12 protein-coding genes are annotated in these 13436 nt (G+C 72.5%); 9 read left to right on the top strand and 3 right to left on the bottom strand.

Translation table 11 applies throughout. The annotated features are described in order from the left end of the window. Positions 1-344 precede the first annotated feature (344 nt). The 9 genes from DN069_RS12375 to DN069_RS12335 all read left to right on the top strand — a co-directional run bounded on the left by DN069_RS12375 (position 345) and on the right by DN069_RS12335 (position 10020). Positions 345-1751, top strand: a complete 1407-nt coding sequence (locus DN069_RS12375; RefSeq protein ID WP_111501005.1) for a DHA2 family efflux MFS transporter permease subunit — start codon at positions 345-347, stop codon at positions 1749-1751. A 130-nt stretch (positions 1752-1881) separates the two neighbouring features. Then, positions 1882-3063: a glycosyltransferase gene (locus tag DN069_RS12370; protein ID WP_111500985.1), complete on the top strand. Its 1182-nt coding sequence runs from the start codon at positions 1882-1884 to the stop codon at positions 3061-3063. A gap of 199 nt (positions 3064-3262) precedes the next feature. Then, a complete protein-coding gene (locus DN069_RS12365; protein ID WP_111500984.1) occupies positions 3263-4657 on the top strand; it encodes an NDP-hexose 2,3-dehydratase family protein in 1395 nt (464 codons plus the stop codon). Positions 4658-4686: 29 nt separating this feature from the next. Further along, complete coding sequence (locus DN069_RS12360; RefSeq protein ID WP_111500983.1) at positions 4687-5691, top strand: NAD-dependent epimerase/dehydratase family protein; 1005 nt, start codon at positions 4687-4689, stop codon at positions 5689-5691. Positions 5692-5734: 43 nt separating this feature from the next. Next, complete coding sequence (locus DN069_RS12355) at positions 5735-6721, top strand: aldo/keto reductase (RefSeq protein ID WP_207892128.1); 987 nt, start codon at positions 5735-5737, stop codon at positions 6719-6721. 71 nt (positions 6722-6792) lie between these two features. After that, entirely contained in the window at positions 6793-7212 is a 420-nt protein-coding gene (locus tag DN069_RS12350) for an ester cyclase (RefSeq protein ID WP_111500982.1), read from the top strand. Between the two features lie 197 nt (positions 7213-7409). Then, entirely contained in the window at positions 7410-8015 is a 606-nt protein-coding gene (locus tag DN069_RS12345) for a dTDP-4-dehydrorhamnose 3,5-epimerase family protein (RefSeq protein WP_111500981.1), read from the top strand. Between the two features lie 267 nt (positions 8016-8282). Beyond that, positions 8283-9095 carry an AfsR/SARP family transcriptional regulator gene (locus DN069_RS12340; RefSeq protein WP_111500980.1) on the top strand — a complete coding sequence of 271 codons (813 nt, stop codon included), beginning with the start codon at positions 8283-8285 and terminating at the stop codon, positions 9093-9095. A gap of 16 nt (positions 9096-9111) precedes the next feature. After that, the gene (locus DN069_RS12335; protein WP_133259898.1) at positions 9112-10020 is read left to right on the top strand and encodes a glycosyltransferase; all 909 of its coding nucleotides are present in this window, start codon (positions 9112-9114) and stop codon (positions 10018-10020) included. A gap of 109 nt (positions 10021-10129) precedes the next feature. Here DN069_RS12335 and DN069_RS12330 read toward each other — a convergent pair whose 3' ends face one another. From DN069_RS12330 to DN069_RS12320, 3 genes are read right to left on the bottom strand one after another with little or no spacing between them, the layout of a single operon-like run. After that, positions 10130-11041: an ester cyclase gene (locus DN069_RS12330; protein ID WP_243639131.1), complete on the bottom strand. Its 912-nt coding sequence runs from the start codon at positions 11039-11041 to the stop codon at positions 10130-10132. A 39-nt stretch (positions 11042-11080) separates the two neighbouring features. After that, entirely contained in the window at positions 11081-12325 is a 1245-nt protein-coding gene (locus DN069_RS12325; RefSeq protein ID WP_111500978.1) for an FAD-dependent oxidoreductase, read from the bottom strand. 50 nt (positions 12326-12375) lie between these two features. Further along, positions 12376-13371: an aldo/keto reductase gene (locus DN069_RS12320; RefSeq protein ID WP_111501002.1), complete on the bottom strand. Its 996-nt coding sequence runs from the start codon at positions 13369-13371 to the stop codon at positions 12376-12378. Positions 13372-13436: the final 65 nt, after the last annotated feature.

Raw genomic sequence — 13436 nt, 5'->3', positions numbered from 1 at the left:
TGCTTCCGGCCAGTGGGGCGGGCACGGCCGCCCCCAGTCCCGCTGCCCGATGGTGCTGCGGCCCGATCGAGTGCGGACGGAAACGCACTGGAGGCCGAAACCCGCACCCGCACCCGGGCCCTTGGGGCTCGACCGGCGCTCGAGCGCGGATCCCTAGCCTCCACCTGATGCCCTGTGCCGTCGGCACGCGGGCCCCGCCGCTTTCGTCACCGGCCGCCTCGTCACCGGCCGCGCGACGGCAACGAGTTGTCCCTCCATGGTGGAGTCGGAAGGAAACCCCTCAGATGAGTACTGACATGGCCGCCGCCGGCGGCGACACGGCCGGAACGGGGAAATCCCCGGGCATGGCCACGCTGATCACCTCCCTGGTCGCCTTCATGGCCGGCCTCGACAACCTGGTGGTCCTGGTCGCGCTCCCCACCATCAAGAGCGCGCTCGGTGGCAGCCTGGAGCAGCTGGAATGGACGGTGAACGCCTACACGCTGTCGTTCGCCGTGCTGATGATGTTCGGCGCCGCCCTCGGTGACCGGTTCGGGCGCCGCCGCGTGTTCGTCGTCGGCCTGCTGGTGTTCACCGCCGCGTCGGCCGCGGCCGCCTCCGCGTCCGGCATCGGCGAGCTGATCGCCGCCCGCGTGGTCCAAGGCGCCGGCGCCGCCGTCATCATGCCGCTCTCGCTGACCCTGCTGACCGCCGCCGTGCCCGCCGCCAAGCGCGGCGCCGCCCTCGGCATCTACAGCGCGGTCGGCGGCCTGGCCATCGCCGGCGGCCCGCTGGTCGGCGGCCTGGTCACCCAGCACCTGTCCTGGCACTGGATCTTCTGGATCAACGTGCCGGTCGGCCTGCTCCTCGCCCCGGCCGCCTGGCGCGGCCTGGACGAGAGCCGCGGCCCCAACAACCGCCTGGACGTGCCCGGCACGCTCCTGGTCTCCCTCGGCATCCTCGGCCTGGTCTACGGCCTGATCAAGGCCGGCGGCTCGGCCGGCTGGGGCTCCGCGCAGGTCCTCGCCTCGCTGGCCGGCGGCCTGGTGCTGGTCGCCGCGTTCGTGCTGTGGGAGCAGCGCAGCAGCGCACCCATGCTGCCGATGCGCATGTTCCGCAACCGGGCCTTCTCCGCCGTCAACTTCGGCGGCCTGCTACAGGCCTTCGGCATGTACGGCGTGGTCTTCCTGATCACCCAGTTCATGCAGATGATCCAGCACATGTCGCCCACCGAGGCGGGCGTGCGGATGCTGCCGTGGACCGCCATGCCGCTCCTGGTCGCGCCGGTGGCGGGCATCATGTCCGACAAGATCGGCGGGCGTCCCGTCGCGGTCTTCGGCCTCGCGCTGCTCGCCGCCGGCTTCGCCTACTGGGCGCTGGTGATCACCCCCACCTCGTCCTACGTCGACCAGCTGCCCGGCTACCTCCTCGGCGGCGTGGGCGTGGCCTGCTTCTTCGCCCCGCTGATGACGCTGACGATGAACTCCGTCGACGTCTCCGCGCAGGGCATCGCGTCGGGCTCCACCTCCGCCATGCGCGAGCTGGGCGCGGCCCTGGGCATCGCCGTCCTGACGTCGGTGTTCACCAACAACGGCGGCTACGCCTCGGGCAAGAACTTCATCGACGGCTTCGTGCCCGCCCTGTGGGTCGCCACCGCCGGCATGGCCCTCGCCGCGGTCGTGATGCTCTTCGCCCAGCGGCGCGCCGGCGTCCAGGAGCAGCCCAGCGCCGAACCGGCCCGGGACGCGCTCGCCGCGACCGGCTCGGCCTGACAGCGACAAACGCCCGCCCGCGGCCCGACACGACGACCTCGCGTCGGGCCGCGGGACGTGCCACCCCGCACCACCCCAGCTCCATCTGACTCCACCTCACGCCCCCGGCGGCAGAAAGGCCGTACGCGACATGAAGGTTCTCTTCGCAAGCCTGGGAAACTACGGACACATATTCCCCCTGGTGCCGCTCGCCCAGGCGGCCCGCGCCGCCGGCCACGAGGTCTGGTTCGCCACCAGCGGGCAGTTCCACCCGATCCTGGAGAAGGCGGAACTCACGCCCCTCGCCTGCGGTCTGACCGTCCCCGAGGCGTTCATCGAGGCCGCCGGCGGCCAGGCGTTCCTGGAGGCCAACGGCGGCGCGGTACAGGCCAGCGACCTCTCGCCCGAGGTGCTGGCGGCCCTGGCCGTCAAGGCGTTCGGCTCGGTGCTGCCGCGCAGCGTCTTCGCCGACCTGGCCCCCGCCCTTGACCAGGTGCGGCCCGACCTGGTCGTGTACGAGTCGCAGAACCCCGGCGCCGCGTTCGCGGCCGCCGCCGCGGGCATCCGCGCCGTGTGCCACGGCACCGGCCGCGTCTCGGCCGACCCCACCATGGACCCGCTGATCCAGCAGGAGCTGTTCGCGGCCGCGAACGACCTGGGCGTGGCCGACAAGCTCGGCCACGGCCGGACCCTGGGCAACCCCTACATCGACATCTGCCCGCCCTCGGTGCAGAGCCAGGAGTTCCTCGACTCCGGTGTGACGGTGATCCCGCAACGGCCCGTCACCTTCGCCGAACCCGCCGAGCTGCCCGAGCGGATCACCGCCGGCGAGGGCCCGCTGGTCTACCTCAGCTTCGGCACCGTGGTCTCCTCCGCCAAGCTGCTGCGCACCGCCGTCGAGGGCCTGCTGCCGCTGGGCGTGCGAGTCCTGGTCGCCACCAGCTCCGTGGTGGACCCGGCCGAGCTGGGCGAGCTGCCCGAGCGCATCATCGCCCTGCCCTGGGTGCCGCAGGCCGAGGCCCTGCCGCACGCGAGCGCGATCGTGCACCACGGCGGCCACGGCATCACGCTGGCCGCGCTGGTGGCCGGGCTGCCGCAGCTGATCGTGCCGGCCGAGGGCGACGGCTACGCCAACGCCCCCGCGGTGACCGCGGCCGGCGCCGGCCGCATGCTGATCGGCCAGGACCTGACCGCGAAGGCGATCGAGACCGAGGTCCGCACCCTGCTGACCGACGGCGCCCACCGCGAGGCGGCCGCCCGGATCGCCCGCGAGATCGAGGCCATGCCCTCGCCGTCCGAGACGGTCGCCCGGTTCGCCGAGTTCGTCGCCTGACCCCGCACCCGGCCCGCTCGCGTGCCCCGCGCCCACCTCGGGCGCGGGGCACGCGCCGTCCCGGCCCTTGGCCCGGGCGGGGAGGGGGTGGGCTCCAGTGCAGCGCGAGGGCCAGGCGAGGGGTGCGCCCTAGCGTCGGTTTCCGAACCGCAGCCAGGCTCGCCCGTCATGGCCCGTCCCGTGGAAAGGAAGCAGCACGATGCAGCCCGAGGTGAACGGCGCCGACGACTTCCTGGCGTCGGCGCTGGTGCACAAGACCGCGCTGACCCCCGACGCGGACGCCTTCCTCAAGGAACGCGAGCAGTCCGCCTCCTACGACGTCGAACGCGTGCCGCTGGCCTCCCTGCCGAACTGGCACCTGGGGGAGCGCCTCGCCCGCGCGGACGGCAAGTTCTTCACCGTCGAGGGACTCTCCCTCACCACCGACTTCGGCCCCGTGCCGCAGTGGACCCAGCCGATCATCGTCCAGTCCGAGATCGGGATCCTGGGGATCCTCGCCAAGCGCTTCGACGGCGTGCTGCACTTCCTGATGCAGGCCAAGATGGAGCCGGGCAACACCACCTTCGTCCAGTACGCGGCGACCGTCCAGGCCACCCAGAGCAACTACAAGCGCGTCCACGGCGGCCGGGCCACCCCCTACCTGGAGTACTTCCTGGAAGGGACACGGGCGCGGATCCTGTTCGACCAGCTCCTGTCCGAGCACGGCTTCTGGTACCTGTTCAAGCGCAACCGCAACATGATCGTCGAGGTGCCCGAGGACGAGGACGTCCCCGTCCACGAGGACTTCACCTGGCTCACCCTGGGCCAGATACGCCGGCAGCTGACCCAGGGCAACGGCGTCAACATGAACGCCCGCACCGTCTTGTCCGGGATCTCCTACGGCACCGCCACCGGCGAGGACCCGCTGCCGGCCGGCGAGGCGCTGGACCCCTTCCACGCGCAGCTGCTGGCCTCGCACCGCACCCCGCGCCCGGCCGGCGAGATGAACCGGGCGCTGACGTGGCTGTTCGACCAGAAGGCCACCTACACCCTGGACGCGAAGCGGACCAGCCTGCACGCCATGGGTGAACAGTGGATCTGCGACGACGACAGCATCCGCCACCGCGACGGCCGCATCTTCGAGATCATCGGCATGTCGGTGCAGGCCACCAGCCGTGAGGTCGGCACCTGGTTCCAGCCCATGCTGCAGCCGACCCCCGGCAACACCGTCGCCCTGATCTGCCAGCGGCGCGACGGGATCTTGAAGTTCCTCATCCAGGCCCAGATCCAGCCCGGCCTGACCGACCGTCTCGAACTCGCCCCCACCGTGCAGTTCTCACCCGGCTACCACCGCGGACCCAACGACTTCCCGCCGCTGACCCAGTACCTCGACGCCCCCGCCGAGTGGGTGCGGCTGGACGCGATCCAGTCCGAGGACGGCGGCCGCTTCGCCGCGGCCGACACCCGCCACCTGGTCGTCGAGGTCCCCGAGGACCACCAGGTCGAGGCACCGGAGAACTACCGGTGGATGAGCCTGGGCCTGCTGGGCGACCTCATCCACGTCGGCTACCACGTCAACGTCGAGGCCCGGAGCCTGGCCGCATGTCTGCTTTAAGCCCAAGACCCGCCGCTGGAGGCAGCGCTGTGACCGTCAACCCCCCGCTCATCGTGGTGCTGGGCGCCGCCGGCTTCGTCGGATCCGCGATCTACCGCGAACTGGCCACCCACCCGGTCCGGCTGCGGGCCGTCTCCCGACGCGCCTGCCCGGTCCCCGAAGGCGCCCGCGCCGACATCGAGATCCGCTCCGCGGACCTGACCGAGCCCGGCCAGATGGCCGCCGCCGTCGCCGGCGCCGACGTCGTCATCCACTGCCTGGCCTACATCGCCGGCGCGTCCACCTGGCGCATCACCGACGGCGACGAGGGCGCGACCCGCGTCCACGTGGGCCTGATGCGCGACCTGCTGGACGCCCTCGCCGACCGCACCGACGGCCGGCCGCCCGCGACCGTGCTGTACACCGGCTCGGTCACCCAGGCCGGCCCCACCGACGGGGAGGTGCTCGACGGCAGCGAACCCGACCGGCCCAAGAACCTCTACGAACGCCTCAAGCTCCAGGCCGAGCAGCTGCTGCTGGAGGCCGACCGGGCCGGCCAGGTACGCGCCGCGTCACTGCGCCTGACCACCGTGTACGGCTACAGCGCCGCCTCCACCGCCCGCGACAAGGGCATCGTGTCCACCATGACGCGCCGCGCGGTGGCCGGCGAGCCGCTGACGATGTGGCACGACGGCACGGTGCGCCGGGACCTGCTCCACGTCGACGACGTCGCCCGCGCGTTCTGGGCCGCGATCCCGGCCGTCGACCACCTGGCCGGGAAGCGCTGGCTGCTCGGCACCGGCGAGGGCGCCCCGCTGGGCGAGGTCTTCACCAAGGTGGCCGCGCTGGTCGCCGAGCAGACCGGCAAGGACCCGGTGCCGGTGGTGTCCGTGGCGCCCCCCGAGTACGCCGAGGCCAGCGACTTCCGCAGCGTGACCATCGACTCCTCCGCGTTCCGGGCCGCGACCGGCTGGCGGCCGCAGGTCTCCCTCGACCAGGGCCTGCGGCTGACCACCGCCTTCTGCTCCAGCGGCCGCGAGACGCAGGTCCGCTGAGCCCTTCCGCGCCGTCACTCTCGAAGAAGCAGGAGAAGGTCACGTGATCTACACACAGCTGGGCCGGACCGGCCTGCGGGTCAGCAGGCTGGCGCTCGGCACCGTCAACTTCGGCGGCCGGGTGGAGGAGCCGGAGGCGCACCGCCTCATGGACCACGCCCTGGAACGGGGCATCAACCTGGTCGACACCGCCGACATCTACGGCTGGCGGGTCCACAAGGGCTGGACCGAGGAGATGATCGGCCGCTGGCTCGCCAAGAGCCCGGGCCGCCGCGACCAGGTCGTGGTGGCCACCAAGGTCGGCGACGCGATGAGCGAGGCCCTCAACGACCAGGGCCTGTCGGCCCGCCACATCGTCGCCGCCTGCGACGCCTCACTCAAGCGGCTCAACACCGACTGGATCGACCTGTACCAGATGCACCACATCGACCGGACCGTGGGCTGGGACGAGGTCTGGCAGGCCATGGACCTGCTGGTCGCCCAGGGCAAGGTGCGCTACGTCGGCTCGTCCAACTTCGCCGGCTGGGACATCGCCTCCGCCCAGGCGGCCGCCCAGCGCCGCAACTCCCTCGGCCTGGTCACCGAGCAGTGCTGCTACAACCTGGTCACCCGCCACACCGAGCTCGAGGTCATGCCCGCCGCCCGGGCCCACGGACTGGGCCTGCTGATCTGGTCGCCGCTGCACGGCGGCCTGCTCTCGGGCGTGCTCGGCAAGCTGGCGACCGGCTCCGCCGTCAAGTCCGGCCAGGGCCGCGCGGTGGAGGCCCTGGACGCGAGCCGCGCCACCATCGAGGCCTACGAGAAGCTCTGCGCCGAGGCGGGCCTTGACCCGGCGGTCGTCGGCATGGCCTGGACGCTGGCGCGCCCCGGGGTGACCGCGGCGGTGATCGGGCCGCGCACCGAGCAGCACATCGAGGGCGCCCTCGCGGCCCTGGACTGCGAGCTCGCGCCGCAGCTGCTGGCCGAGCTCGACCGGCTGTTCCCGCCGATCGGCAAGGGCGGCCCCGCCCCCGACTGCTGGCTGTCGTGACCCCGCGGCACACCACCGTTGCTTTGACCCACCACCTTCCCCCCTTTGACACCCCGCCGGGAGAGACCACCATGTCCAACCGTCACCACGCCCTGATCCACAGCTTCGTGGACATGATCAACAGCCATGACGTCAGCACCATGGAGGAGCACACCGCGGCCGGTCACATCGACCACAACCCCGCGGTGGCCGACGGCATCGAGCCCAACCGGGCGTTCTGGGCCCAGGTGTTCACCGCGTTCCCCGACCTTACGGCCACCTTGCACGACGTCGTCGCCGAAGGCGACAAGGTGGCCGCCCGCCTGGAGTACACCGCGACCCACCAGGGCACCTTCCTGGGCATACCGGCCAGCGGCCGCCCGGTGAACTTCCAGTCCATCGACATCTGGCGCATCCAGGACGGGCTGCTGGCCGAGCACTGGGACCAGCTCAACATGGACGACCTGTTCCGCCAGCTCGGCGTCGACCCGGCCGCGCTCGCGCAGGCCTGAACGGGCCGGAGCCGGCCGGGCCCAGCGCAACGACGGCGCGATGACAGCGCGAGGACGTCGCCACGACGGCCTCGCGCTTCCGCGTCCCCGCTGCCACGCGCGCAACACCACGCGCGCAACACCACGGCGCCAGGCGCGAAATGGGGTATCGGTCCTGCTCCAGCCGGTCTTGAGCGGCGGCGACTACCGTGGAGGACATGGAACTCAGCAGCCTGGAAATCAGCGAACTCGCCCTGCCGGGCGCGTTCCTGCTTACGCCCCGGGCCGTTGGGGACGGGGTCGTGGTCCGCTATGAGACGTTCCGCCAGGACGATGTCGAGGACGCGATCGGACGGCCCTTCGCGATCCGGTACAGCAGCCTGTCGGCCGCACAACGCCTGACCCTGCGCGGCATCCACGGCACGGCCGGCGAGAGCGGCCGCGCCCGCCTGTTCGACTGCGTGCGCGGCTCCACCGTCCATGTGGTGGTGGACCTGCGGGTCGGGTCCCCCGAATACGGCCGGCACGAGATGGTCTGGCTGGACCACCGCAACGCCTCGGGGGTGTTCATCTCCGAGGGCCTGGGTCACGCCTGGCTCGCGCTCGAGGACAACACCGTCGTGGCCTGCCACAGCACCCGGCCCTACACGCCCGGCGCCGGCTACACCGTCAGCGCGCTCGATCCCGCCCTGGGCCTGCCCTGGGGGCTGACCGAGGCGCCGGTGATGTCGGACGCGGACCTGGCCGCGCCCACCGCGGCCGAGGCCCTGGCCAAGGGCCTGCTGCCGGCCTACGAGGACTGCGTGGCGCTCGTGGCCGGCTGAACCGGCCCACCGCCACCCCCGCGCGTCCGGCCCCTCCCCCCTTCCGGGCCGGACCCAAGGCCCCGCGTGCCCCTCTGGGCGCGCGGGGCCTTAAACCTTTGCCCTCAAGCCCCCGCAAAGCGGGTGCCCAGAAACCGGTGACTTATGAATCCGTCACGTCCCCACCAGGAGGAAGACACCCGCGAGAGCGGGAGGTACGCACTGTCCGCACCAGGGCGCCTCATGGGACTTTCGAGGTCCGATGAGAAACAGACAAAGGGGGCCCGCATGCGAATTCTCGTGCTGGGGTCGTTGGATGCCGAGCTGGAGGGTGTCTCGATCCTGCCCACCGCGGCGAAGCCGCGTCAGATCCTGGCGCTCTTGGCCATCTACGCGAACCAGGTCCTGCCGGTTTCCGCGCTGATGGAGGAGATCTGGGGCGACGCCCCGCCGCGCAGCGCGCTCACCACGCTGCAGACCTACATCCTCCAGCTGCGGCGCTGCATGGAGAAGGCACTGGACGGGGAGCCCGGCGGCTCCAAGGAACTGCTGCTGACCCGGCACGGGGGATACCTCCTGCACACCGAGCCCGGCAGCATCGACGCACACGAGCACGACCGGCTCGCATCGCTCGGGCAGCGGGCCTTCGACCGCGGTGAGCACCAGATGGCCGCGGACCTGTTCCGTGAGGCGCTGGGGCTGTGGCGGGGCCCGGCGCTGGTGGACGTGCGCACCGGCCCGCTGCTCGAGATCGAGGCCATGCGCCTGGAGGAGAGCCGCCTGGGGGTGCTGGAACGGCGCATCGACGTCGAGCTGCGGCTGGGCCGGCACGCCGAACTGCTCACCGACCTGACCACGCTGACGGCCCGCCACCCGCTGCACGAGGGCCTGCACGCCCAGTCCATGGTGGCGTTCTACCGGGCCGGACGCCCGTCCGCGGCACTCGATGTCTTCCAGAACCTGCGGGCGCGCCTGGTGGAGGAGCTCGGCATCGAGCCGTCCCAGCGGCTGCAGCTGCTGCAGCGCGCCGTGCTGGGCAGCGACCCCGCCCTGGACGTGGACAACGGGACCGGGCGGGTGCTCGACCGCTTCGCCAGGTGAGGTCCGAGGAGGAACCGTGCGTGTGCTCTTCTCGGCGGGAGGGGGCATGGCGGCGGCGCTGCGACTGGTGCTGCTCGCAAGGGAACTGCAGGCGGCCGGGCACGAGGTCCGCTTCTCCGCCCCGGCCCGGGCCCGCCACCGCGTGGTGAGGGCCGGGCTGGTCCCGGTCATGGCCTCACCGCAGCAGTTCGCCCGGGCCTGGCGGCCCGACCTGGTGGTCCACGATCCGCTGTGCCCGGAGGCGGTGGCCATGGCGGCCGAGTCCGCGGTGCCCACCGTCGGCTACCTGCCCTACGCCCACCGGCCGTTGACGCCGGTGCCGACGGTGTGGATCGACCCGTGCCCCCCGCAGCTGCGCGAACGGCCCGAGCCGGACGCCTGGCAGGTGCGCTGCGACGCCTACGAGCTGCCCGGGGCGCCGGCGCCGTGGCTGACCGAGCTGTCGATGGTGCCGCGGGTGTGCATCACCGGGGTGCCGACCGGCACCCGGCCAGAGGACCGGCGCCGTCAGGAACTGTTCCACCGGGTCGCCGAGGGCGTGGAGAGCCTGGGCCTGCAGCTGCTGGTGCTGACCGGCGACGACCATCCGTGGAGCGTGGTGCTGCGCGGCAGTGTCGTGGTCGTGCACGGCGGGGACGAGGGGATCGTGTACGCGGCGGCCCGGTTCGGGGTCTCCCAGCTGGTGCTGCCGGCCGGCGAGCAGGAGCGGCGGGCCGGTGAGCGCCTGGAGCAGGTGGGCATCGGCCGGTGTCTGACGAAGGAGGAGATGGCGGGCGGCCCCAGCATGCTGCGGCTGCGTTTCCACATCGCCGAGCTGGTCAACGGCGGCCGGGTACTGCCGGCGGCCGAGGAGCTGGGCCGCAGCGTGGCCCGGATGCCGGCGCCGGCCCAACTGGTCCCCGGGATCGAGGCGCTGCTGCACTGACCCGGGCGGCGGCCGAGGGTGGGCTGCCGGCAGGTGACAAGGACGGGCCCGCGCCGCTGGGGGATGGCGGCGCGGGCCCGTCGTCTTCGGGCCCCCGGGGGCGGGGGTGTCAGCGGGTCGTGCCCTCGCTCCGCTCGGCGGTGGCCGTGGCCGTGGCCTTGGGCGGCGCGGTCCAGGCCAGGCCGGCCGACTCGCAGGTGGTGGCGGGGCCGACCCAGGGGTCCTCGCCGTGGATGTCGAGGATCTGCTCGCGCAGCCACTGGTCGAACGGGTGGGTCGAGGCCGCCCAGCGCTGCCGGGTGCGCTCGGGATCGGTGGACTCGAAGTGCACGATCACGTGGTCCAGGTCGGGGCGTGGGTCGATGCGCAGCACCTCGCTGGTGATGCCCAGGCGCCGCCGGGAGGCCTCGTACTCGCGCCGGCGCGGCCCCTGCAGCTCGGCGGTGAGCTGGTGCCAGGCCATCGGCTTGCCGGGCTTGAGCGGCACCGTCCGGGTCACCGACTGCGTGCCCTCCGCGGTGGTGCGCCGGCCCTTGCGCGGGGCGAGCAGGCGCATCCCGAGCGCGGCGAACATGTTGGAGGAGACGCCGTGCTCCCACCGCTCGGCGATCTTGCCGTCGTCGTCGAAGCGCCAGATGACGATGCCGACGGACAGGAACGAGCGGCCCGTGGGCGGCATGCCGAGCAGTTCGCCCAGGTGGGTGCCGCGCCAGGTGTTGTGGATGACGACCATGTTGTCGTGGGCGCTGATGTCCTCGATGGTGACGTGGAAGTCCGGGACGGCCTCACGCAGCGACCCGATGGTGTACTTGACGCCCTCGAGGCCCTCGGGCGCGCCGGGCAGGCCGGCGTGGTCGACGATGTCGGTCCGGTAGGACTCGTCGGCGACGGAGAAGTCGCCCTGGTTGATGAACTTCGCGAAGACGCGCTTGATGGTGGCCTTGTTGCGTTCCTGGGCGTTCTCCCACAGCGTGGGCGCCGCAGTGGTGCTGGCGGTGGTGGTCACAGTGGTCGCAGTCACAACAGCAGTCCTTGTCTGTGGGCGGGTGGGGACGGGGGGTCACACCGCCGCGGCGGCGGCGCCCTGCTTCTTTGCCGTCTCGGCGGCACCGGCGGTGGTGCGGGGGGTCCACCTCTTGGCGTAGGCGACGTGGTCGCGCTCGGTGGACTGGAACGTCTTGTTCCACACCAGCCGCAGGATCTTGTCGCGCAGCCAGACCGCGGCCCGGTTCTGCAGGGAGCCCATCACGCCGATGCGGTGGGCCAGCAGCTGCATCGGGGCGGTGCGCTCGCGCCGCACGGCCTCGTACGCGCGCAGCGCCGCCTCCACATCGCCGGCCCCGGCCAGGTGTTCGGCCAGGACGAGGGCGTCCTCGATGGCCTGGCAGGCGCCCTGGCCGATGTTGAAGCTCATCGCGTGGGCGGCATCCCCGAGCAGGGTGACGCGGCCGCGCCCCCACACCGGGTCGGGCTTGCGGTCGAAGACGTCGCCGCGCAGGATGCTGGCCGGGTCGGTGGCGGCCAGGATCGCCTCCACCGGGTCGGTCCAGCCGGCGTGACGCTCGCGCAGCATCTGCAGGGTCTGCTCGGGCGTGCCCTGGTCGCGGCCGCCGGCGGGGCCGTCGGCGACGCTCATCCAGTGCACGACCCCGGGGGCGATGTCGTAGTAGGTGAAGCGGGTGCCCGGGCCGAACAGGGCACGGAAGGTGCCGGGCGGGAACTGGTCGGGGCTCATGTCCGCGTGGCCGCGCCAGGCGATGTAGCCGGTGTAGTCGGGGCCGGCCGGGCCCAGCAGCTGGGAGCGCACCGCGGAGCGCACCCCGTCGGCGCCGATCAGCAGGTCCCCGGTCTCGCTGGTGCCGTCGGCGAAGTGGAGCGTCACCCCGTCCTCGTGCTCGGTGTAGCCGGTGACCTCGGCGCCGGTGACCACCGGGACGGTCACCGCGGCGCGCAGGATGCCGTGCAGGTCGGAGCGGCCGATGGCGACGGTGGGCTGGCCGTAGCGCTCGACGAACTGGCCGACCGGGTACATGCCGATGGGCTTGCCGGTGGAGGTCGCGAAGTGGCACTCGGACTGGGCCGGGGCGATGGCGGCGACCTGGTCGGCGACGCCGAGGTGGGCCAGCGCCAGCATGCCGTTGGTCCAGATGTGCAGTCCGGCGCCGCCGTCGCGCAGCTGGGGGGCGCGCTCGAACACGACGGAGTCGATGCCCTGCTGCTGCAGGGCCAGGGCGGTGGCGATGCCGCCGATCCCGCCGCCGGCGATCAGGACACGGCGGATTGGGCTGGGCGTTGGGGCGGACATGTCGGATCTCCCGGGGGTCGGGGCGGATGCTTCGTCAAAAAAGGAGGGGGTCAGCGGGTGAGGGCGTCCATCTCGGCGTCGGGGTAGCGGTTGCCGGCGGTGACGCCGTAGGGGGCGATCTTGTCGATCGCCGCCAGGACGTCCGCGGACAGCTCGAGGTCGGCGGCGGAGACGTTCTCCTCGAGGTAGGTGCGGCGCTTGGTGCCCGGGATCGCGACGATGTCCTGGCCGCGCGAGAGGACCCAGGCCAGGGCGAGCCGCACCACGGTGGTGTCGGCGGCGGCGGCCAGCTCGCTGAGCTGGTCGACGACCGGCAGGTTCGCGGCGATGTTCTCGTCCTTGAAGCGGGGCGCGATGCGGCGGAAGTCGAGGCCGGTGGGGATGTCGGAGGTGCCGCGGATGGTGCCCGTCAGGAAGCCGCGGCCGAGCGGGCTGTAGGCGACGAAGCCGATGCCGAGCTCGCGGCAGGTCTCCAGCACGCCGTTGACCTCGACGTCGCGGGTGAACAGCGAGTACTCGGTCTGGACGGCGGTCAGCGGGTGCACGGCGTGGGCGCGGCGGATGGTGGCGGGGCCGGCCTCGGAGATGCCCAGGTGGCGCACCAGGCCCTTGTCGACGAGTTCGGCCAGCGCCCCGAAGCTCTCCTCGACCGGGACGTCGGGGTCGACGCGGTGCAGGTAGTACAGGTCGAGGTGGTCGGTGCCAAGGCGGCGCAGGCTGCCCTCGACGGAGGCGCGGATGTAGTCGGGGCGGCCGTTGATGCGCCAGGTCAGCTGGCCGTCGGGGCCGATCTCGTTGCCGACCTTGGAGGCCAGGACCACCTGGTCGCGTCGGCCGGCGACGGCCTGGCCGATCAGTTCCTCGTTGGTGTGCGGGCCGTACATGTCGGCGGTGTCCAGCAGGTTGACGCCCAGTTCGAGGGCCCGGTCGATGGTGGCGCGGGCCTCGGCGGCGTCGGCGTCGCCGTAGCCGAACGTCATGCCCATGCAGCCCAGGCCCTGGGCTGGGACGACGAGTCCGGGCGTGCCGAGGGTGCGGTGCGTGATGGCCACGTGATGTCTCCTGGTGTCGCGCCTCGCGGTGAGGCGGGGGGTGGTGGGACGGGCAGGTG

This window comes from Streptacidiphilus pinicola (assembly GCF_003258295.1).
Taxonomy (GTDB): domain Bacteria; phylum Actinomycetota; class Actinomycetes; order Streptomycetales; family Streptomycetaceae; genus Streptacidiphilus; species Streptacidiphilus pinicola.
This window is presented reverse-complemented; position numbering and strand designations above follow the sequence as displayed.

What these genes read in the sequence shown, in the direction of transcription:
- DN069_RS12350 (WP_111500982.1), top strand. Translation starts at nt 6,793, where the DNA reads ATGTCCAACCGTCACCACGCCCTGATCCACAGCTTCGTGGACATGATC.
- DN069_RS12375 (WP_111501005.1), top strand. Translation starts at nt 345, where the DNA reads ATGGCCACGCTGATCACCTCCCTGGTCGCCTTCATGGCCGGCCTCGAC.
- DN069_RS12365 (WP_111500984.1), top strand. Translation starts at nt 3,263, where the DNA reads ATGCAGCCCGAGGTGAACGGCGCCGACGACTTCCTGGCGTCGGCGCTG.
- DN069_RS12325 (WP_111500978.1), bottom strand. Translation starts at nt 12,325, where the DNA reads ATGTCCGCCCCAACGCCCAGCCCAATCCGCCGTGTCCTGATCGCCGGC.
- DN069_RS12340 (WP_111500980.1), top strand. Translation starts at nt 8,283, where the DNA reads ATGCGAATTCTCGTGCTGGGGTCGTTGGATGCCGAGCTGGAGGGTGTC.
- DN069_RS12345 (WP_111500981.1), top strand. Translation starts at nt 7,410, where the DNA reads ATGGAACTCAGCAGCCTGGAAATCAGCGAACTCGCCCTGCCGGGCGCG.
- DN069_RS12370 (WP_111500985.1), top strand. Translation starts at nt 1,882, where the DNA reads ATGAAGGTTCTCTTCGCAAGCCTGGGAAACTACGGACACATATTCCCC.